The sequence below is a fragment of the Rhizobium sp. Root708 genome, assembly GCF_001429725.1.
Taxonomy (GTDB): domain Bacteria; phylum Pseudomonadota; class Alphaproteobacteria; order Rhizobiales; family Rhizobiaceae; genus Rhizobium.
Window position 1 is genome coordinate 347,076 of the sequence record NZ_LMHV01000040.1, and the last position, 18,521, is coordinate 365,596.

At 60.8% G+C, this 18,521-nt stretch carries 19 protein-coding genes; 4 read left to right on the top strand and 15 right to left on the bottom strand.

What is annotated here, in order from left to right; genetic code table 11:
* Positions 1-245: 245 nt before the first annotated feature.
* On the bottom strand, positions 246-920 hold the full coding sequence (locus ASE04_RS20890) for a DUF1345 domain-containing protein (RefSeq protein ID WP_056821378.1): 675 nt from the start codon (positions 918-920) through the stop codon (positions 246-248).
* A 66-nt stretch (positions 921-986) separates the two neighbouring features.
* A complete protein-coding gene (locus tag ASE04_RS20895; RefSeq protein ID WP_056821380.1) occupies positions 987-1,718 on the bottom strand; it encodes an SDR family oxidoreductase in 732 nt (243 codons plus the stop codon).
* Positions 1,719-1,921: 203 nt separating this feature from the next.
* On the opposite strand from ASE04_RS20895, the gene ASE04_RS20900 reads away from it, so the two are divergent.
* Entirely contained in the window at positions 1,922-2,758 is an 837-nt protein-coding gene (locus ASE04_RS20900) for an amidohydrolase family protein (RefSeq protein WP_056821381.1), read from the top strand.
* Between the two features lie 57 nt (positions 2,759-2,815).
* Here the strand turns inward: ASE04_RS20900 and tal are convergent, their stop codons facing one another.
* Complete coding sequence (tal, locus tag ASE04_RS20905; RefSeq protein WP_056821383.1) at positions 2,816-3,781, bottom strand: transaldolase; 966 nt, start codon at positions 3,779-3,781, stop codon at positions 2,816-2,818.
* Between the two features lie 408 nt (positions 3,782-4,189).
* Here tal and ASE04_RS20910 point away from each other — a divergent pair, with 408 nt between their 5' ends.
* Positions 4,190-5,173, top strand: a complete 984-nt coding sequence (locus ASE04_RS20910) for a sugar-binding transcriptional regulator (RefSeq protein WP_056821385.1) — start codon at positions 4,190-4,192, stop codon at positions 5,171-5,173.
* A gap of 11 nt (positions 5,174-5,184) precedes the next feature.
* Here the strand turns inward: ASE04_RS20910 and ASE04_RS20915 are convergent, their stop codons facing one another.
* From ASE04_RS20915 to ASE04_RS20930, 4 genes are all read right to left on the bottom strand, one after another.
* The gene (locus tag ASE04_RS20915) at positions 5,185-5,619 is read right to left on the bottom strand and encodes a GFA family protein (protein ID WP_056821387.1); all 435 of its coding nucleotides are present in this window, start codon (positions 5,617-5,619) and stop codon (positions 5,185-5,187) included.
* A 12-nt stretch (positions 5,620-5,631) separates the two neighbouring features.
* A complete protein-coding gene (locus ASE04_RS20920; RefSeq protein ID WP_056821389.1) occupies positions 5,632-6,111 on the bottom strand; it encodes a hypothetical protein in 480 nt (159 codons plus the stop codon).
* 126 nt (positions 6,112-6,237) lie between these two features.
* The gene (locus ASE04_RS20925) at positions 6,238-7,110 is read right to left on the bottom strand and encodes a methylated-DNA--[protein]-cysteine S-methyltransferase (RefSeq protein ID WP_056821391.1); all 873 of its coding nucleotides are present in this window, start codon (positions 7,108-7,110) and stop codon (positions 6,238-6,240) included.
* A gap of 69 nt (positions 7,111-7,179) precedes the next feature.
* Positions 7,180-7,677 carry a DUF2244 domain-containing protein gene (locus ASE04_RS20930; RefSeq protein ID WP_056821393.1) on the bottom strand — a complete coding sequence of 166 codons (498 nt, stop codon included), beginning with the start codon at positions 7,675-7,677 and terminating at the stop codon, positions 7,180-7,182.
* A 22-nt stretch (positions 7,678-7,699) separates the two neighbouring features.
* Between ASE04_RS20930 and nth the strand changes: the two genes are divergently transcribed.
* Positions 7,700-8,482, top strand: a complete 783-nt coding sequence (gene nth / locus ASE04_RS20935; protein WP_056821539.1) for an endonuclease III — start codon at positions 7,700-7,702, stop codon at positions 8,480-8,482.
* 5 nt (positions 8,483-8,487) lie between these two features.
* Here the strand turns inward: nth and ASE04_RS20940 are convergent, their stop codons facing one another.
* On the bottom strand, positions 8,488-9,201 hold the full coding sequence (locus tag ASE04_RS20940; RefSeq protein WP_056821394.1) for a sulfate transporter family protein: 714 nt from the start codon (positions 9,199-9,201) through the stop codon (positions 8,488-8,490).
* A 224-nt stretch (positions 9,202-9,425) separates the two neighbouring features.
* Here ASE04_RS20940 and ASE04_RS20945 point away from each other — a divergent pair, with 224 nt between their 5' ends.
* Positions 9,426-10,280 (top strand): MurR/RpiR family transcriptional regulator, encoded by an 855-nt coding sequence (locus ASE04_RS20945; protein WP_056821399.1) that lies wholly within the window; start codon positions 9,426-9,428, stop codon positions 10,278-10,280.
* A gap of 10 nt (positions 10,281-10,290) precedes the next feature.
* Here ASE04_RS20945 and ASE04_RS20950 read toward each other — a convergent pair whose 3' ends face one another.
* The 7 genes from ASE04_RS20950 to ASE04_RS20980 all read right to left on the bottom strand — a co-directional run bounded on the left by ASE04_RS20950 (position 10,291) and on the right by ASE04_RS20980 (position 18,398).
* Positions 10,291-11,874 (bottom strand): FGGY-family carbohydrate kinase, encoded by a 1,584-nt coding sequence (locus ASE04_RS20950; RefSeq protein ID WP_056821402.1) that lies wholly within the window; start codon positions 11,872-11,874, stop codon positions 10,291-10,293.
* Positions 11,874-12,563 carry an HAD family hydrolase gene (locus ASE04_RS20955; protein WP_056821404.1) on the bottom strand — a complete coding sequence of 230 codons (690 nt, stop codon included), beginning with the start codon at positions 12,561-12,563 and terminating at the stop codon, positions 11,874-11,876. The genes ASE04_RS20950 and ASE04_RS20955 overlap by 1 nt, the downstream gene beginning before the upstream one ends.
* A gap of 82 nt (positions 12,564-12,645) precedes the next feature.
* Positions 12,646-14,127, bottom strand: coding sequence for a mannitol dehydrogenase family protein (locus tag ASE04_RS20960; RefSeq protein ID WP_056821407.1), 1,482 nt, complete (start codon positions 14,125-14,127; stop codon positions 12,646-12,648).
* 121 nt (positions 14,128-14,248) lie between these two features.
* Positions 14,249-15,229 (bottom strand): ABC transporter ATP-binding protein, encoded by a 981-nt coding sequence (locus ASE04_RS20965; RefSeq protein ID WP_056821409.1) that lies wholly within the window; start codon positions 15,227-15,229, stop codon positions 14,249-14,251.
* A gap of 18 nt (positions 15,230-15,247) precedes the next feature.
* Positions 15,248-16,078 carry a carbohydrate ABC transporter permease gene (locus ASE04_RS20970; protein ID WP_056821412.1) on the bottom strand — a complete coding sequence of 277 codons (831 nt, stop codon included), beginning with the start codon at positions 16,076-16,078 and terminating at the stop codon, positions 15,248-15,250.
* Between the two features lies 1 nt (position 16,079).
* Positions 16,080-16,952 (bottom strand): carbohydrate ABC transporter permease, encoded by an 873-nt coding sequence (locus ASE04_RS20975; protein WP_056821414.1) that lies wholly within the window; start codon positions 16,950-16,952, stop codon positions 16,080-16,082.
* Positions 16,953-17,087: 135 nt separating this feature from the next.
* Positions 17,088-18,398 carry an ABC transporter substrate-binding protein gene (locus ASE04_RS20980; protein ID WP_056821545.1) on the bottom strand — a complete coding sequence of 437 codons (1,311 nt, stop codon included), beginning with the start codon at positions 18,396-18,398 and terminating at the stop codon, positions 17,088-17,090.
* Positions 18,399-18,521: the final 123 nt, after the last annotated feature.

Sequence of the window (18,521 nt, forward strand, 5' to 3'; positions counted from 1 at the left end):
GTATTCAGGCAGACGAGCGACTGCGACGGACCGGCAACCGCGGAAACGCGGGCCACGAAATTGACCGTCCTTCCGAAAATATCGCCGTCGCGCGACACGCTCCCGGCTTTGCTGCTCGAGGGTAAGCGACACCTTCGTCGCTACCGGCTCGACCATCGTCTGGCTGGCGAACTCGAACGAGAAGATCTGCCTTTCACCCCCTCCGCCAGAACATCGGGGGCGATGCCGGCGTTCAGCCAATCGGGTTAGAGCAGGCTCGCGCCGACGTTGATGGCAAGCGCCAGAATGGTGGTGTTGAACAGGAACGACAAGATGGAATGCAGCAGCGTCAGCTTGCGCATCTCCACCGACGTCGTTGCAACATCGGCCGTCTGCGAGGCGACACCGATGGTGAAGGAGTAGTAGAGGAAATCCCAGTAGATCGGCTCCTCCACCCCATCTGGAAACTTCAGGCCTTCGCCTTTGTCTTCGCCGCCATAGAACCGATGCGCGTAGTGCACGGTAAACAGCGTATGGAGAAACACCCAGGAAATCAGGATGGTGACGATCGCCGCCAGCGCTCTTGTAAGTGCCACGCTTGGCGCTGCGTCCTTGACGGAATGCAACTCGAGGCCAATGCCGGCAATGCTGGCAAGTGCAGCCGAGATCGACAGGAAGAGCAGCAGCGAGTCGGAAAAATCCAGATCCTCGGCCTTTTTCCGGATCGTCTCGACGCTTGCTCGCAGCATCCGCCGCCATGTCGCGGCAATGAAGACGACCGCGGAGACATTCCAGCCCGCGAGCAGATTGCGGGCATTCACCTCCCGCGTCGTCAAAAGAAGGAAAACGAGGAGGCCGGCTAAGAGAGAGACAAGCACGACGACATGCTTGTACGCCAGCTGCGTCAAGCGGCTTGTCCGACCGTGTCGTTCGTACGCCATGAATTGCTCCGCCGGTGCGAGAATACCTTTGATATCAGCTTGATACCGGCAAGAGCAATATGGGCCTCAGCCCGTCCAGCCGCCATCGACGACATGGATCTGGCCGGTGGTGAACCCGGCCTCGTCACCGGCGAGATAGGTGACCAGCGCGGCGATTTCTTCCGGCGTCGCAATCCGGCCCATCGGCTGGCGGCCGATGAAATCCTTCAAGGCCTTCTCGTAGTCGCCAGTGGCGCGCAGGCGATCATGCAGCGAGGGGCTGTCCACCGTGCCCGGGCAGATCGCGTTGGCGCGAATACCCTTGGCGACGAAATCCGACGCGATCGACTTGGTGAGGCCGATAACGGCCGCCTTCGAGGCGCTATAGGCGAAGCGATTGGGAACGCCCTTAACGCTGGAGGCAACCGACGCCATATTGACGATCGATCCCTTGCCCTTCTCCAGCATCCCGGGGAGAAAGGTCCGGCACGTCGTGTACATCGCCTTGGCGTTGAGGTTGAAGGAGAAATCCCAATCCTTCTCGTCGCAGTCGAGGATCGTCCCGGCATGGACGAAGCCTGCGCAGTTGAAGAGAACATCGATCGGCCCGACCTCGGCAGCAAAGGCGCGGACCGCATCACCGTCGAGCACATCAAGGATGCGCTTGTCCGCTCCATCGAGCGTGGAAAGCGTCTTCTCGTTGATATCGGTGGCGTAGACATGCGCGCCCAGCGAAAGGAAGCGCTCGGCGCTCGCGCGCCCGATACCCTGACCCGCCGCCGTGATGACGACCTTCCTGCCTTCCAGACCGTGACTCATACGTCCTCCCGAATAATCCAGCGCTTGCGGCGCATTCATTCATATGCAAACAATATATTCACATTGACGTCAACCGAAGTGGAGTGCGGTTTCGTCGTCGAAGGAAACCTAATCGATTTCATGTCGCCCGGCATGGCAAATCTGGTCTCGCAAGAGACCAAGACGCGTCCCTGCGGCAAGATCACTCAGTGGGAGGAAACCGCATGCTTTTCGACACTCACCTGCACATCGTTGATCGGCAAGCGCTCGATTATCCCTGGCTGTCGGGTGCGGGTGATCTCAATCGCGACAATCTCTACGAAGACTATGCGCGCGATGCCCTGCGCTGCGGAATCTCGAATGTCCTTCACATGGAGGTGGACGTCGCAACTGATCGCATCGACGACGAGACGAACTACATCCGGGAGATCAGCCGTCGGCCGGGAAGTTTGGTTCGCGGGGTGATTGCCGCCTGCCGTCCTGAGGAAGAGAGCTTCGCATCCCACCTCGAGCAGTCGCTTGCCGATCCCTTCGTCAAGGGCTTCCGCCGCGTCCTGCATGTGGCGCCCGACGACACCGCCGCGCAGCCGATCTTCCGCGAAAACATCAAGCGGCTGTCCGCAACCCGCATGACCTTCGATCTCTGCGCCCTCCCTCACCAGTTCGAGACCGTTCTCGGCCTCGTCGATCACTGCCCTGATGTCCGCTTCATTCTCGACCATTGCGCCAATCCGCCGATCAAGAGCGGCATGAGCGACATCTGGCGCAAGGGCATCACCGAATTTGCCCGCCGCCCGAACGTGACGGCGAAAATCTCGGGCGTCATAGCCTACGGCGATCTGGAAAACTGGTCGGTCGAGAGCCTCCGCCCCTATGTCGAGCACACGATCGGCAGCTTCGGCTGGGATCGTATCGTCTGGGGCAGCGACTGGCCGGTCTGCACGCTGGGCGGCGGGCTGACGCCCTGGGTCGCGGCCACACATGCGCTGACATCCGGCTGCAACGCCGAGGAACGCGACAAGCTCTACCAGGCCAATGCCAAGCGCATCTGGTCGATGTGAATCGAAAAAGGGCGGCGCCGATGGCACCGCCCTTTTCTTTTGGAGCGCTCGTTAGCCTTAGGCGGCAGCGAGCTGCAATTCCTTCTGGACCATGGCGCGAAGCGTGCCGAGATCCTTTGCGAAGGCGCGGATACCTTCGGCGAGCTTTTCGGTCGCCATCGCGTCTTCGTTCATCATCCAGCGGAAGGTCTTTTCGTCGACGTTGATCTTCGACGCCGGCTTCGTCACCTCTGGCGAGAGCTTGCGCTCGAGCTTGCCTTGGTCGTTGGAGAGTTCGTCGAGCAGGTTCGGCGCGATCGTCAGACGGTCGCAACCGGCCAAGGCTTCGATTTCACCGGCGCTGCGGAACGAGGCACCCATGACGATCGTCTTGATGTCGTTGGCCTTGTAGTAGTTGTAGATGTCACGAACGGAGACAACGCCCGGATCTTCCTCAGGCGTGTAGTCCTTGCCGGTCGACTTCTTGTACCAGTCGAGGATGCGGCCCACGAACGGCGAGATCAGGAACACCTTGGCGTCGGCGCAGGCAACGGCCTGGGCCTTCGAGAACAGAAGCGTCAGGTTGCAGTCGATGCCTTCCTTCTGCAGGATCTCGGCAGCGCGGATGCCTTCCCAGGTCGACGCAAGCTTGATGAGGATGCGGTCGCGTTCGATGCCACGTTCCTTGTAGGACGCGATGATGCTGTGGGCCTTTTCGATCGAAGCCTTGGTGTCGAAGGACAGATCGGCATCGACTTCAGTCGATACACGGCCGGGCACCAGCTTGGACAGTGCGGCACCGACGGAAATCGCCAGACGATCGGCAACGGCAGCCGAAACGGCGTCCGGGTTACCGCCCTGCTTCTTGCCCCAGGCAACGGCTTCCTTGATCGCGTCAGCGAACATCGGCGTGCCGAGTGCCTTGAGCACGATGCTCGGGTTCGTGGTGCAATCGACCGGCTTCAGGCGGGCAACGGCCTCGATGTCACCGGTATCGGCAACGACGGTGGTAATTTCGCGGAGTTGGTCAAGCTTGGATGTCATGGCTACTGGTCCTTTTGACTTGAGCTGCGAACCGGCACGAATATCGCCCGGCAAATCTGTCTACGAAAAAACTGTATTGTTCATCGGATCGCACCCACCGTTTCCGAGCGGGCCGCTGATGTGGGGGACGGTCGTATCGCCGTTACGGAAAGACGTCATGCTTCGGATGCGCGGCTCGTCAAGCCGCAGCGCAAATGCCGACGATGACTTACCGCTTGCCCGCACATTGCCTCCTCGGACGCACAAGGCGACTACTTCACGGTGACTATCGCTATTCCGACCCAGATATGTCAAGGACATTTGTGCATTTCAATTGACATAAGTGTCACACCCGTCATTATCGGGCGGAACAACGAACCTGTCCTGGCTTGATGGTAGATCTAGGGCGCCAATCGCTCCGGAGGAGATGTGGCCAAGCTTAAACGCGGAACGCACACGGCTTATTCTGAAGCATCGTCGTTGAGATTGCGTGCGGCTTGGCTCTACTACAATCAGGGGCTGACGCAAAAGGACGTCGCCGAGCAGCTCGGCATCAGCCGCACAACCGTAATCCGCCTGCTGGACGAGGCGATGAAGCGCAGCGAAGTGCAGATCTGGATCAACGACTCGATCGGCGACTGCGTCGAGCTGTCGGTGAAGCTGGAGCGCGCCTATGGCCTCGATGAAGCGATCGTTGTGCCGGCCCCGGCGCAGCCGGATGCCAGCTCGCTGGCAAAAAGCGTCGGCCTTGCCTTGGGACAATTTCTCTCCGAAGCCATTCCCGACGACTACACCATCGGCGTCGGCTGGGGCCGCACCATGACAGCCTCGCTCTCAAGCTTCCGCCCGCCACGCCGCGACAATTGCAAGGTGGTCTCCCTGCTCGGCGGCGTCGTCGCGGTCCATCAGACCAACCCGATCGATTACACCTGGCGGCTCGCAAGCCAGCTCGGAGCCGAATGCTACATGTTCCTGGCGCCGCTGCTGGTCGATTCGACGGAGACGAAGCGGAACCTGATCGAGAAGTGCGGCCTGGACACGATCTACAGGCTGGCGGAAACGCTGGATCTTGCGATCGTCAGCTGTGGCGATATCGGCCCGCACTCGACCTCCCTATCGGAGGGATGGATCTCGAAGGCGGAACTGCAGCAGCTGATCGACGCCGGATGCGTCTGCGATACCATGTTCAACTTCCTCGACAAGGACGGCAACACGATCGATCACTCGATCAACAGCCGTGTCATGTCGGTGGATCTCGATACGCTGAAGAAAGCCAAGCATATCGTCTTGTCATCGGGCGGCGCGCACCGGGCCGTGGCAATCCGGGCGACCATCAAGCGCATCGGCTGCAATACGCTGATTACCGATGAGAGTGCCGCCAAGGCTCTGCTCGAGCTGGCTGACGCTACCTGAAAGCCCAGCGTTCAGAACCAGACGTCGCCGACCGTCCGCCCGTCGGTCGGCATATCCTCGAAACTATGCAAGCCATCGAAGCATCTTAGCGGAATGCCTGCCACATCTTCGGGTTCGGCGAGGCGAAGATTGACCGCGATCCTTGTCCGGCCGTCCTCTCCAGTCGTCAGGCTTCGCCAGCTGACGACATTTCCGCAGTGACTGCAGAAATTGAAAGACAAGCATCGCGAGCCGCGAATGTAGGGACGAAGCGCCTGGGTGGGGTCCTCAACTTCAATTCCATGGCCATCGTAATCATAAGCCCAGAGCACGCCATAACGCCGGCAGGCCGTGCAATTGCAGATCGTCGCATCGGGAATATGCCCCCTGAAGGTCCAGCGGACGGCTCCGCAGAGGCAGCTGCCGTGGGTTACGTTTCCATGACTTTGTGCTTCATCTGCCGTCATACCGCACTCCCGTCACCGCAACTGACACAGGCGCGACAATTGCGACTGCGCCCAGTTGCGCCCGAAATCCTGCGTATCCGGCAATCCTGACAAAAGGCTGCCGATCTCGCCATCGATTTCTATGTGAGTGTCGGTAATTCTGCAGGCGGCCATATCGAGAGAAATGGTCGCGACGACCTTTCCCTCTACCGGTGCCATCTGGAAGAGAGCGTCGTCCCCGGTCTCGCAGGTGAGCAGCGCCGTTGCCCTTACGGAGGCCACACCGTCACCGGATGAGCAGACGTCTGCCGACAGGACCCTGAAGCTGCTGGTTCGATTGGGACCGACGGGAAGCTGCTCGCAGAGCTGCGCGGTCGATATCGCGTGCGAAATGTTGCGCCATTCCGGGCTATAGGTCGCGGACTTGCAGCCCGCCCATGCCGGCGCACTACCCATCAGACACAGGACAGTGGCGACGCCAACGATCCTGGACGGCTTCTCTCCTGCCTTCATGCTTCCGCCTCCCCGCGAATCCCAGCCGGAGAATCAAACCCGCAATTCCCGGGTTTTTGATGGCAGAAGTGGTCAGACAGGGCAGGATGCGGCGACGGAGGCGCGCCGCATCATGACTGCTACTGATCAGGCGTGCGCCGCTTCCCAGCCGAGCATCGCCCGCTTGCGGGTCAGGCCCCAATGATAGCCGGTCAGCGCGCCGCTCTTGCCGAGCGCCCGGTGACAGGGAACCACGAACGAAATCGGGTTGGCGCCGACCGCCGCTCCGACGGCGCGCATGGCCGTGGGTCGTCCGATATCGTTGGCGATATCGCTGTAGGTCACGGCCCTGCCGAACGGGATCTTCAGCAGGCTTTCCCAAACCTGCACCTGAAAATCGGTGCCAATCAGCACGACGCGTAGCGGCTGCTCGCATGTCCAGCGTCCCGGCTGGAATATGCGCTCCGCATAAGGCGCGGTCGCTTCGGTATCTTCGACATAGGCTGCATTCGGCCAGCGGCATGTCATATCCTCGAGGCAAGCCACTTCGTCACCGATATCGCTGAAAGCGAGCCCCGCAAGGCCACGCTCCGTTGCCATTACAAGTGCGAGGCCGAAAGGCGACGGATGGAAGCCGTAGCGGATCGTCAACCCGCCGCCGCGCGCTTTCCATTCGCCGGGCGACATCGCCTCGTGGGTCACGAAAAGATCGTGCAGGCGGCTGGGGCCGGATAGCCCGACCTCGATCGACGTCTCCAGTAGCGGCATCGATTCCTGGCGCAGAAGCCGCTTTGCATGGTCGAGCGTAACGGCCTGCAGGAACGCCTTGGGAGAGAGGCCCGCCCAGCGCGTGAACGTCTTCTGCAGCTGCGTCGGCGACTGGCTGAGCCGCGCCGCGATGATTTCGAGAGACGGCTGATCGCGATAGTCCTCGGTGATTAGTTCGATCACCTGACGCACGGTTTCGTAATCAGAGCCCTCGGGCGTGATGTCGGTGTTCAGCTTGGCTACCATGTTCATGATCTTTCTCCTTGTACCAAGGAGATAGTCAAGGGCGGGATTGCAAGCCACCCGATTCTTGCCGGCCGGTCATATCCGCTGCTTGACGGTGGCAAGCGCCCGCTTGAAGGCCTTTGCAAAGCTCTCGCGGTCATCGGGATTGAGAAACGAGCCGATATCCGTGCCCTTTCCTTCCCCTGATATGTACATGGAAAGGATGCCTATTTCCTGGTGCCGGCGAACAAAGAAGCGGGTCCAGAACGGATTGAAGTGATGCTCGACCATCCTGCCTGACGGCGCGAACTTGCGGACCGAAATATCGGTGCGCGATACAGTCACTTCCTCCCGCGCGCGGCCGGACCGGTAGTTCAGCCAGAAGGCACCATAGAGCAGCAGGAAATCCAGCCCGAAAAAGAAGCCGATCGGCCAGGCACCCGTCGCCACGAAGAACATGCCGTACAGGCCGCAGACGGCACCGGTCAGAAGCAGCAGCACCTTGAAACCCTTGCGACCGAGCGACCGGTAGGGAAAAAGCTCGGCGGCAAAAACAGGTGGTTCGTTGGCTCTATCGGCGTTGCTTTCCATCATGGCTGCCAAGTATAGATTTTACATGCCGACTCCGAAACTCAAATCATCCGCCACATCGTCGCAGAACTCGAAAGTGATCGTCCGCCGCAAGAAGCCGGTGACGGTTCGCTCGGCCTATTCGGAAGCCGAGCGGGAGGAGATATTCCGGCGCTTCTCGATCCAGCGGCCGGAGCCGAAAGGCGAACTGGAGCACAGCAACCCATTCACCCTTGTCGTCGCCGTTGCTCTCTCCGCCCAGGCGACGGACGCGGGCGTCAACAAGGCGACGCGCGCGCTCTTCAGGATCGCCGACACGCCCGAGAAGATGCTGGCGCTGGGGGAAGAGCGCGTCCGCGATTACATCAAGACCATCGGGCTCTATCGGAACAAGGCGAAGAACGTCATCGCGCTCTCGCAGATGCTGGTCGACGCGTTCGGCGGCGTCGTGCCGCAGACGCGCGAGGAACTGGTTATGCTCCCGGGCGTCGGCCGCAAGACCGCCAACGTTGTGCTCTCCATGGCCTTCGGCCAGGCCACCATGGCGGTCGATACCCACATCTTCCGCATCGCCAACCGCATCAGGCTGGCGCCAGGAAAAACGACCGACGAGGTCGAGGAGCGGCTGATGAAGGTGGTGCCGCAACACTACCTCTACCACGCGCACCACTGGCTGATCCTGCACGGCCGCTATACCTGCAAGGCCCGCAAACCGGAATGCGAGCGCTGCGTCATTGCCGACATCTGCAAATCGCCGGAAAAGACCTGGGATGTGCCCGCCCCGCTGGTCGAGCTACCGCCGCAGGTGATCGGTGAGGCCGTCGAGTAGGACGTTCACATCCGAACGCCGAGTTCCTGGCGCGACAGCAGCTTGTTGAGATGCACCATCATGCCCGCGGCAAACAGCGGCGTCAGCAGATTGACGATAGGAACGGCCAGAAATCCGGCGATGACGAGGCCGGCAAGAAAGACGGTGCCGGCGTGTTGCGCCCGGAACTGCCGCGCTTCCTCAGGCGAGCGAAATCTCATCGCCGCGAACTCGAAGAACTCCCGCCCTAAAAGGTAGCCGTTGACCAGAAAGAACGCCGCGATGTTGATGCCCGGTATGAAAAGCAGAAACAGCGCGACGACATTGCCGAGGATCACGACGCCGAGGAACTTGATCGAACTGGAGATCGAGGCCGCCAACGGCATCGCCGTCCCCGCGGCGTCCGACGGATAGTCACGCTTCTCGACGATCTCGGCAACGTCGTCGAGAAACAGGCCGGCGATCAACGCCGTCACCGGTGACAGCAGTAAAGCCAGTCCGAGCGCAAGCCCGATCCCAGCCATGATCAGGAAAACAAAGCTCAGCCAGCCAGCCCAATCAGGCATGGCCGGAAAGAAGGCGGCGATCCAGGGGAAGATGAGGGAGATGAAAACGCTGCGCAGCGCCAGCCACAAAGCGACGAGCACAAGAACGGTCAGCCCGAGCACTTTCCAGAAAACCGACCTCGTCTCCACCGCGAAAAGATTAGCGGCAGCAAGGCGGGCGGCTTGAAAGATCATTTTGACGTCTCCGGTTGTGGCCAGGATGTAAGAAATGGATCTTTGAACGGCAAGGCTGAAAATATTTCGGTTGTTCTTCGAAATCTTGTCGGAAAAGGCATATTAATATATATTTATCTAACATCACAATTTGCTGGAGATGTGCAGCTTCTAGGCGCTTTTGCAAACCGACGGTTTACTTCAAGTGACCAAGAAACACTTCCGGAAAGATCAGGAAATCTGCCGTGGAAGATTTTGTTCACAAGCTCCGGCACTACGCCAAATCCGGCACCCCCGCCGAACGGCGGATCGCGAAATATTTCGCCGAACACCTCAATGATCTGCCGTTCGAAACCGCCGCATCGGTCGCCGATCGGCTGGATCTGAGCCCTATGACCGTCGGCCGTTTTCTGCGTGCGCTCGGCTATCAGGGATTGGATAGCGTCAAGGTGCAGATCCGCGAGACGACAAGCATTTCGGCAACGCAGATGCAGGCCTCGATCACGGAATTGCAGACCGATGCGTCCGACGGCAAGACGCTGGCGATGCTGGTTTCCGAGCAGATCCAGGCGCTTCACCACATCTACCATCTGACAGGCCAGCCGCAATGGAAGGACGCGATCGCCGCGATCAACGTCGCCCGCGAGGTCTTCGTGGCATCGCATGCGGGTCTATCAGGCTTCGCGGCTCATTTCTGTCAGCGCCTAACGCAGGCGCGCGACGGCGTCTGCGCGCTCGATGGGACCGGCAGTCGCTTTGCCGAGCTCTTCGCACGCCTGAACGGCAACGACGCGCTGCTCGTCGTCATCGACAGCCAGCGCTTCGGCAAGGCACGGCTCCTGGCCCGCACTGCCCGGCGCTACGGCTACAAGGTTCTGGTGATCACCGCCCAAAGCGCAAACTGGATGCCCGATCAGACCAACCTGATCCTGCCGTTGCCGGCGTGTCGCCCGGACGAAGGCGATTGCCTGCCTCCCCTGATGGCGCTTCTCGATTGCCTCTCGGAGGCCGTCGTTACCGCGGCCGGGCAGGAAGCAACGGCGCGAAAGCGGCGGATGGCCGAATTCGCCGCCATGCTGGGCGAAAGCGCCCATCGCTGATCCCCAACGGCTATTCCATCACCTCCAGCTCGGCGCGATGCCGGTACATCGCCATCAGTCGCCGATAGTCCCTGTCGTAGACCGCCCGTTTGCTTGCGTCCGGAAACCGCACGTCGCCTCCGGGGTACATCGCCTCGCCTGCGGCAGGCAGATCGGCATGGAAGCCGCAGGCGACGGATGCGGCCATCGCGGTTCCGAGCAGCACGGCCTCGTTCATCTTCGGCACGACGACCTTGCAGCCAGTCGCATCCGAGTAGAGTTCCATCAGCACGGGGTTCTTCACATGGCCGCCCGCGACATGCAGGGTGTCGGGCACGTAGCCATATTCCTTCATCCGCTCGAGGATATGGCGGATTCCGAGCGCGATCCCGACGGCTGTGCGCCAGTAGAGCGCGCAGAGCCCGTCGAAGGAGCTATCGAGCGTCAGCCCACTGATGGCGCCGACGGCATGCGGATCGGCAAGCGGCGAGCGGTTGCCGTGGAAATCGGGCAGGACGAAGATGCGAGCGCCGAATTCATCCCCCTCTTCGGAGCGAAGCTGGGCAATGCGCAATGCGATCCTCTGATGCAAGGCGGCGGTCGGCTCACCGCCTGCCGCATGCATCCGCACGATATGATCGAGCAGAGCGCCGGTCGCCGATTGCCCAGCCTCGACCAGCCAGGTTTCCGGAAAGACCGCTTCGTAATACGGGCCCCACATGCCGTGGCTTGGCTTGCGGTCGCGCGAAAACGACACGATGCAGCTCGATGTGCCGGCAATCAGCGCCAACTGGCGCTCGAGCGCGCTGGTATCGCGCGCCTCGCCGCCAAGCGTGCCGAGCGCGCCCGCATAAGCGTCAATCATGCCAGCGGAGACATGGCACTTGGTCGTCAGGCCGAGCGCGGAAGCAGCCTCCCGTGTCAGTGTCCCGACGCTTCTGCCGACCGGAACCGTTTCGCTAGGCAACCGTCCGCGCTCCTGTAGGTCTTCAAGCCCGATCTGCTCGAGAAAATCCGACTGCCAGCCCTTGTCGAGATGCGCGAGATAATTCCACTTCGCCGTCAACGTACAGCGCGACCTTGCCAGCGCGCCTGACGCCTTCCAGGTCATGAAGTCGGCAAGGTCGAAGAGATAACCGGTGTTCATCCATGTGCCCGGCAGCTTCTTCTTCAGCCACATCAGCTTCGGCATTTCCATCTCGGGCGACATGAAGTGCCCGGAATGCTCCATGACGGGATGTTTCGTGGCCGTGCAGAAATCGGCCTCCTTCAGCGCCCGGTGGTCGAGCCAGACGATGGTATCGAACCGTCGCTCGCCGCCGGTTGAAACGCTGATCTGCCCGCCATCGACGTCACGCACGACGAGCGAACAGGTGGCGTCGAAGCCGATCGCACCGACTGATTCCGGTGCCGCGCCGGATTGCTCCATGGCCTTGCGCACGGAGATACAGACAGCCGACCAGATATCTTCGGAATCATGCTCGGCGTGATTTTCACGCGGGCGGTTCATGATGATCGGATGTTCGGCCTTGCCCAGGAGCTGGCCACGGATATCGAAGACGCCAGCGCGCGCGCTGCCGGTGCCGATATCGACCGCGACCACATGCTGAGGCATTAAAGGTGCATCCCGTCCCGTTTATGTTTTCGGACAAGGTGGATCAAATCCGGCATCGCGTCAAACACCGCTTCGGGCGAAAGCCGGTCAAGTTCAGCGCGATAGCCCGCGAAATTGGCGTGCGAGCCGCCGGTGAAGGCAAACACCGTCATACCTGCGGCCTTGGCCGCTTCGATGCCCGCGGGGCTATCCTCGATCACGACGCAATCGGCCGGATCGACGTGCATCTCGCGCGCCGCATGCAGGAAGAGGTCGGGCGCCGGCTTGCCGTTCTTTACCATCGTCGCGCTGAAGATGTCGGGCAGCCGATCGATCAGGCCAGTCACCGTCAGCGATAGGCGGATGCGCTCCACCTGGCTCGAAGACGCGACACAACAGGGAATGCCGAGCCCGTCGATCGTCGCGGCAATGCCATCCATGGGCTTCAGCTCCTTGCGAAAGCGTGCATAGAGATTGGTGCGCAACTGCTCGAGAAATTCCTGTCCGGGATGGACGTTGTACTCGTTCTTCATCGCGTCGATGACGGTCGCGAGGCTTCGTCCGAGGAAGCGGCCATAGACCTCATCTTCGGTAATCGGCACTCCCAGATCGTTCATCGCCTTGACGAGAACGCTGACCGAGATCGGCTCGCTATCGACGAGCACGCCGTCGCAGTCGAAGATGACCAGCCGTGTTTCAGCTTCAGCCATGACAGATCCAATCGCAGTTGGTGCAGAAGATCCCCTCCGCCGGACGGCAGAGGGTGGCGGCAGCAGTGCCACCACCTGATCCTCACACGGCAAGCTTGTTGTCGAGATAGAGCTGCAGGGTTTCGCGCGTGCCCTTTTCCCACAGGGTTTTCAGTGCGTGGGCAAAGCGTTTGCGGAACACCTCGGATTTCGACACCTCGCCGAAGATGTCGTCGAAGGCGAGGAAGGCCATCGGATCGTCCTTGGCCTTCAGCGCTGCGGCATGCAGTCGGTCGGCGCTGGCGTCGTTGAAGACGATGTCCTTGCCGCTGTCGGTCTTGCCGGCGAAGTAGCGGCACCAGAGCGCCGAGACCAGTGCTAGCCCGACCACGTCGCGACCCTGGTTCAGGTTATCGAGCGTGGACGGCAGGATGAACTTCGGCTGGCGGTTGGAGCCGTCCTGCGCCAGGCGCGGGATGGTGTCGGCGATCTTGGGGTTGAGCAGGCGATGCTCGATCAGCGCGAAGTAGTCGGTCAGCGAGGTGTTCGGGACCGGCGGCACGATCGGGATGATCTCTTCCTTTTCCAGCTTGGCGAGGAAGGCGCGGATCAGCGGGTCCTCCATCGAGTCATGCACGAAATGGATGTCCATCAGCGCCGCCGGATAGGCGATCGCCGCGTGGCCGCCGTTCAGGATGCGGATCTTCATGTGCTCGTAGGGTGTCACATCCGGCACGAAGGTGACACCGACCTTCTCCAGCGCAGGACGTCCTGATGTGAACTTGTCTTCCAGCACCCACTGCTTGAACTCTTCGCAATAGACAGGCCAGTTGTCCTCGATGCCGAAAGCGTCCTTCAGGAGGTCGATCTCGCGCTGCCCCGTCGCCGGTGTGATGCGATCCACCATCGCGTTCGGGAAGGCGACATTCGCTTTGATCCAGTCGGCAAAGGCGGGATCGGACAGGCGTGCGGTACCGACGACAGCATTCGACGTGACGACGCCGTTATGCGGAATGTTATCGCAGGACATGACCGTGAACGGCACGATACCCTTGTCCTTGCGCGCCTTGAGGCCGGCAACGATCAGGCCGAAGACCGTCTTCGGTTCGGACGGGTTCTGTCCATCAGCGGATATCGCCGGATGGCCTGGATTGAACTTGCCGGATGCGTCGATGAAATAGCCGCCTTCGGTGATCGTCATCGAAACGATGCGGATCGTGGGATCGGCCAGCTTGGCAATGATCGTCCTTGCATCGCCGACCGGCAGGATGTCGATCATCGGCGCGGTGACGCGCGCAGCCGTCTTGTTGTTGTCCTGCTCGACGACCGTTGTCAGGAAATCCTGGTCGGCGAGTTTGTCGCGCATCGCCGCGTCGGAGGGAAGAATGCCCGCGCCGATGATCGCCCAGTCATGATCCTCGCCCAGGTTGAACAGGTCGTCGAGATAGATCGCCTGATGGGCGCGGTGGAAATTGCCGACGCCGAAGTGCACGATGCCCGCCTTCAGCGACGCCCGCTCATAGGCAGGCACGGTGGCCGTCTTTGCCGCGTTGGAAAGCGTTGCCAGCGATAGTTTGCACGTCATGTCTCAGTCCTCTTGAAGGTCTTCGGGGCCAGCCATGACCCCGCGGGCCTGTCGGCCCCGGTATCGGCGCGCCGGGCACCTCGTCCGGCACGCGCGGTCTTCCCCACCCCGGAAGCCTTGCTCAGATGGCGAGCCCGGCCTCGTCGAACTTGTGAATGCGCGCCTTGTCGGCGGTCAGGTAGACAGTGTCGCCGGCCTTGGCCGGGAAGTCGCCGCCGCCGCGCGCCGTCATCTGCCCGATGCCTTCGACATCGACATGCAGGAAGGTGTCGGAGCCAAGATGTTCAGCGACGGTGACCTTGCCCTTCCATTCGCCGCTCTCGGTCGAAAGCTGGATGTGTTCGGGCCGTACGCCAATCGTCTGCGAGCCCTGCGGCACGAAGTTCATCTTCGGCGAGCCGATGAAGCCGGCGACGAACAGGTTGCGCGGCCTGGAGTAGAGCTCCATCGGCGAACCGACCTGCTCGATGTTGCCGCGGTTCAGGACGACGATCTTGTCGGCCATGGTCATGGCCTCGACCTGGTCGTGGGTGACGTAGATCATCGTCGTCTTCAGTTGCTGGTGCAGTTCGCTGATCTCGAGGCGCATGTTGACGCGCAACGCCGCATCGAGGTTCGATAGCGGCTCGTCGAACAGAAAGGCCGAGGGCTGGCGCACGATGGCGCGGCCGATCGCGACACGCTGGCGCTGACCGCCGGAGAGAGCGCGCGGCTTGCGGTCGAGATAGTCGGTGAGGTTGAGCACACGGGCCGCGTCCGCCACCTTCTTGTCGATGTCGGGCTTGGCCATGCCAGCCATCTTCAGCGGGAAGGCGATGTTGCTGCGTACGCTCATATGCGGATAAAGCGCGTAGGACTGGAACACCATGGCAAGCCGGCGTTCCGACGGCGCGGTCTCGGTCGCATCCTTGCCGTCGATCACGATCTTGCCGGCGCTGACATCCTCCAAGCCGGCAATCAGCCTGAGAAGCGTGGACTTGCCGCAGCCCGAGGGGCCGACGAAGACGACGAACTCGCCATCCTTGATCTCGAGGTCGATCGACGGGATGACCTTGGCTTCGCCGAAGACCTTCGAAACTTTCTGAAGGGTAATGCTGCCCATGTTTCTCTCCCTGAGATCTTATTTCACCGCGCCGAAGGTCAGGCCGCGGACGAGTTGTTTCTGCGAGAACCAGCCGAGGATCAGGATCGGGGCGATCGCCATGGTGGAGGCTGCCGAAAGCTTGGCGTAGAACAGGCCTTCGGGGCTGGAATAGGAGGCAATGAACGCCGTCAGCGGCGCCGCTTTCGAGGCACTGAGGTTCAGCGTCCAGAAGGCTTCGTTCCAGGCCAGGATGATATTGAGGAGCAGCGTCGAGGCAATGCCCGGCACCGCCATCGGCGTCAGCACGTAGATGATTTCCTTGGCAAGCGATGCACCGTCCATGCGGGCCGCCTCCAGGATCTCGCCGGGGATTTCCTTGAAGTAGGTGTAGAGCATCCAGATGATGATCGGCAGGTTGATCAGCGTCAGAATGATCACCAGACCGAGGCGGCTATCGAGCAGGCCCGAGTTGCGGAAAAGCAGGTAGATCGGGATCAGCGCGCCGACCGGCGGCATCATCTTCGTCGACAGCATCCACATCAGGACGTCCTTCGTCCGCTTGGTCGGCGAAAACGCCATCGCCCAGGCGGCGGGGATCGCGATGATCAGGCCGATCAGCGTCGAGCCGAACGAAATGATCACCGAGTTCATGAAGTGGCTGAGGTAGTTCGAACGGCTCTGCACCTCCGAATAGCTCTCCGTCGTCCAATGGAAGAACAGGAACTGCGGCGGCGAGGCGATGGCATCGGCTTCCGTCTTGAAGCTCGTCAGGAACGTCCAGAGGATCGGGAAGAAGATCAGGATGCCAAGCGTCCAGGCAATGGCGGTCATGACGACCTTGCGCTGTGTTGTGACTTTTCTAGCCATCTCAAGCCTCCAGATTCTTGCCGACAAGGCGCACGAGGAAGATCGCAACGATGTTGGCGAGGATAACCGCGACGATACCGCCCGCCGAAGCGCCGCCGATATCGAATTGCAGAAGCGCCTGCACATAGACGAGATAGGTGAGGTTCGTGCTCTGCGTGCCGGGGCCGCCATTGGTGGTGACGAGGATTTCAGCAAACACCGAGAGCAGGAAAATCGTCTGGATCAGGATGACAACCGTGATGGCACGGGCCATATGCGGCAGGACGATGTAGATGAATTTCGAAACGACGCCGGCGCCGTCCATTTCGGCGGCTTCCTGCTGCTCTTCGTCCAGCGACTGCAGGGCGGTCAGCATGATGAGCGTCGCAAACGGCAACCACTGCCAGGCGACGATCAGGATGATCGAGAACAGCGGCGCATTGGCAAGCCAGTCATAGGGTTGCAATCCGAGCGCCTTGGCGAGATGCGCGAAGAGCCCGTTGACCGGGTTCATGAACATGTTCTTCCACACCAGAGCGGCAACCGTCGGCATGACGAAGAAGGGCGCGATGACAAGGATGCGGACGATACCTTGCCCGTAGATCTCCTGGTTCAGCAGCAGCGCAAAGGCTATGCCGCCCACCACCGTAATCAAGAGCACGCCGAGCACCAGCAACAGCGTATTGATCAGCGCAGCGAAGAAGGCCGGATCGGTCAGGAAGTATTTGTAATTGAGGAAGCCGACGAAGGTCTCCATCCCCGGGCTGAGCAGATTGTAGTTCAGCGTCGAAAAATAGATCGTCATCACGAGCGGGACGATCATCCACAGAAAGAGCAGGATCACGGATGGCGCAATCATCATTCGTGCTGCGGAGCGGGTGTGTAACGTTGCCATGGCGACGACCGATCATGTCAGGAGGGGCGAACGGCTGCTGGACAGCTAGGTAAAAAGGGGCCGCCGACGCAATTTCGGGCACCGGCGGCCTAGACGGGCGGGGAGGTCAAATCCCCCGCCTTCTCAGGAGGTTATTTATTTGATGTAACCAGCCTTGGTCATTTCGCGCGTGGTCAGCTGCTGTGCGCTCTGCAGAGCCTGGTCGACCGAAACCTGGCCGGCGAGAGCTGCGGAGAACTGCTGGCCGACAGCGGTGCCGATACCCTGGAATTCAGGAATAGCGACGAACTGCACGCCGACATAAGGAACCGGCTTGACGGTCGGCTTGGTCGGGTCGGCGGAGTTGATGCTGTCGAGCGTCATCTTCGCGAACGGCGCTGCCTTCTGGTAGTCGGCACTCGCGTAAAGCGAAGAGCGCGTACCGGGAGGTGCGTTCAGCCAGCCGTCCTTCTCGGCGACGAGGTTGGTGTAGTCCTTGCTCGTTGCCCAGGCGACGAACTTCTCAGCTGCTTCGACCTTCTGCGAGCCTGCCGGGATGGCGAGGTTCCAGGCCCAGAGCCAGTTGCCGCGCTTGCCGAGACCCTTGTCCGGAGCCAGAGCGAAGCCGACCTTGTCGGCCACGGTGGATTCCTTCGGGTTGCTGACGAAGGACGCAGCAACGGTTGCATCGATCCACATGCCGCACTTGCCGGTCTGGAAGAGCGCCAGGTTTTCGTTGAAGCCGTTGGACGAAGCACCGGGAGGACCGGCTTCCTTCATCAGGTTGACGTAGAAGTTCAGCGTGTCCTTCCACTCGGGCTGATCGAACTGCGGCTTCCACTGTTCATCGAACCAGCGTGCACCGAAGGAGTTTGACATGGCCGTCAGGAAGGCCATGTTTTCGCCCCAGCCAGCCTTGCCGCGCAGGCAGATGCCGTAGATTTCCTTGTCTTTGTTGGTGATCTTCTTCGCGGCATCCGCGATGAAGTCCCAGGTCGGCGCGTCGGGCATCTTCAGGCCGGCAGCGTCGAAGAGGTCCTTGCGGTACATGACCATCGAGCTTTCGCCGTAGAACGGCGCCGCATAGAGCTTGCCGTCAGCGGTCAGGCCACTGCGGATAGCCGGTAGCAGGTCATCGGCATCGTAGTCCTTGCCGAGATTGTCGAGCGGCAGAAGCCAGCCCTGCTTTGCCCAGATCGGAACTTCGTAGGTGCCGATCGTCAGAACGTCGTACTGACCGCCCTTGGTCGCGATATCAGTCGTAACCTTCTGGCGCAGCACGTTTTCTTCGAGGGTTACCCACTCGAGATCAATGCCGGGGTTCTTCTTTTTGAAGTCGTCCGTCAGCTTCTGCATCCGGATCATGTCGCCGTTGTTCACGGTCGCGATCGTCAGCGTTTCGGCCGAAGCCATGCCGGCAAACGCCAGTGCCGAGCAGGCGCCCAGCAGAAAAGTTTTCAATGTCATATCTTCCTCCCAGAAGATGAGTGCGAGCATTCGCTTTGCTCATGGGCAATTACTCATCGCCACGCAAAAAAAGTCAATCACCATTCGTTGCTGCAACAGCGAATGGATGCATCATCTAACTGA